This window comes from Pseudoroseomonas cervicalis ATCC 49957 (assembly GCF_000164635.1).
Lineage (GTDB): Bacteria > Pseudomonadota > Alphaproteobacteria > Acetobacterales > Acetobacteraceae > Pseudoroseomonas > Pseudoroseomonas cervicalis.
In genome coordinates this window covers 1-2,004 of the sequence record NZ_GG770976.1, presented here as the reverse complement: position 1 = coordinate 2,004, position 2,004 = coordinate 1, and the positions used below count along the sequence as shown (strand labels likewise).

The following is a 2,004-nucleotide window of genomic DNA, read 5'->3' as shown; positions in this document are numbered from 1 at the left end:
AGACCGAAAGAAGTCTTTTTGCTTCTTTTTCTTCAGAAAAAGAAGATCTGCTGCTGATACCTGCCTCTGCCGCAGGTCAGCCCCGCCCCGCGTGCGGAATGGTTGCCACCCGCCGCTTTGCCGGGTAAAGCGCCCGCCGCCCGCGCGGTGTGGCCTGTGGTCGCCCGCGCCTTGTTCCTTCAGCCCGATGAAGCAGGTGCCAAGCCCATGAAGCAGCAGGCCAACCAGATGCGGCCCGGTCAGGTCATCGAGTATGAGGGCCGGCGCTGGACGGTGCTCAAGATCCAGATCATCACCCCGGGCAAGGGCGGCGCCTTCATCCAGGTCGAGATGCGCGACATCAAGACCGGCACCAAGAAGGACGATCGCTGGCGCACCGCCGACACGGTCGAGCGCCTGATGACCGAGGACAAGGAGTTCACCTACTCCTACGCCGACGGCGAGAACCTGGTGCTGATGGACCCCGAGACCTTCGAGCAGACCGTGGTGCCCGCCGCCATCCTGGGCGACCGCCTGCCCTTCCTGGCCGAGAACATGACCGTCTCCGCCCGCCTGATCGAGGGCGAGCCGGTGGCGCTCGAGCTGCCGCAGCACGTCACCCTCGAGATCGTCGAGGCCGATCCGGTGGTGAAGGGGCAGACCGCCTCCTCCTCCTACAAGCCGGCCGTGCTGTCGAACGGCGTCAAGACCATGGTGCCCCCCTTCATCACCGCGGGCGAGAAGATCGTGGTGAAGACCGAGGACGCCTCCTACGTCGAGCGCGCCAAGGGCTGATCCGGCCCTGCGACCGGCCGGGCCCCGCCCGGCGGCCGTCCCGCCGGCGGATGCTGCCCGCCGGCCGGGACAGCCAGGGCGCCCCACGGCCCTGGCGCATGGCGCGGAAGAGAACGCTCTTCCGCCCGCAGCCCATCCGTTGATTGAAGCCCCCTGGAGCGCACCCCCGCCATGGCCGCATCTGCCCGCCTGTCCCCCGCCCTGAATGTCGTGGTCAACGCCGTGCAGAAGGCGGGCCGCCGCCTGCTGCGGGATTTCGGCGAGGTGGAGCAGCTGCAGGTCTCCATGAAGGGCCCGGGCGATTTCGTCTCCCAGGCCGATATCCGGGCCGAGGAGACGCTGCGCGCCGAGCTGGGCCGCGCCCGCCCCGCCTTCGCCTTCCTGGGCGAGGAGCAGGGCGAGAGCGGCGGCGCCGACTGGGAATGGCGCTGGGTGATCGACCCGCTGGACGGCACCACCAACTTCCTGCACGGCATCCCGCACTGGGCGGTCTCGGTCGGCATCGAGAAGCGCACCGGGCCGGAGACCAGCGAGATCGTCGCCGGCGTCATCTACAACCCCGCCGCCGACGAGCTGTTCTGGGCCGAGAAGGGCATGGGCGCCTTCCTCAACGACCGCCGCCTGCGCGTCTCCGGCCGCCGCGACATGCTGCAGGCGGTGTTCGCCACCGGCATCCCGTTCGCCAAGGTGCAGCGCAAGGCCGAGTTCAGCGCCATCCTGGCCAAGCTGATGCCGCAGGTCTCCGGCGTGCGCCGCATGGGCTCCGCCTCGCTCGACCTCGCCTGGACGGCGGCCGGCCGCTACGAGGGCTTCTGGGAACTGGGGCTGAACAAATGGGACATCGCCGCCGGGCTGGTGATCCTGAAGGAGGCCGGCGGCTGGGCCACCGACCCGGAGGGCAACGACCCCTATCTCAGCGGCAATGTCATCGCCGGCAACCCGCTGCTGCAGCCCAAGCTGCGCGAGGTGGTCAATGAGGGCATCGCCCTGGTGGAGCGCGCCCGCGGCTGATCGCGCAGGGGGCGGGCAGCCGGCCGGAGGCCGGGGAATTTCTTGCCCCGGCTTTTCGTTACAGCCTGTCCCCGCGTTTCCCCCGCTCCGCTTTGTGGTCTAGGGTGCGCCGCAGAATGCGTGCCCCTCTCCTGCCCTTCCCCGTTCCGGCGCCGCGGCGCGTGGCCAGGCTGGCGCTGTGCGCGGCGCTCGGCCTCGCTGTGGCGGCGCCCGCCGCGC

2 protein-coding genes are annotated in these 2,004 nt (G+C 70.1%); both read left to right on the top strand.

Going from position 1 to position 2,004, the window contains the following annotated elements; genetic code table 11:
- Positions 1–207 precede the first annotated feature (207 nt).
- Positions 208–774 carry an elongation factor P gene (gene efp / locus HMPREF0731_RS20900; protein ID WP_007006227.1) on the top strand — a complete coding sequence of 189 codons (567 nt, stop codon included), beginning with the start codon at positions 208–210 and terminating at the stop codon, positions 772–774.
- Between the two features lie 171 nt (positions 775–945).
- Positions 946–1,785 (top strand): inositol monophosphatase family protein, encoded by an 840-nt coding sequence (locus HMPREF0731_RS20895; protein ID WP_007006226.1) that lies wholly within the window; start codon positions 946–948, stop codon positions 1,783–1,785.
- Positions 1,786–2,004: the final 219 nt, after the last annotated feature.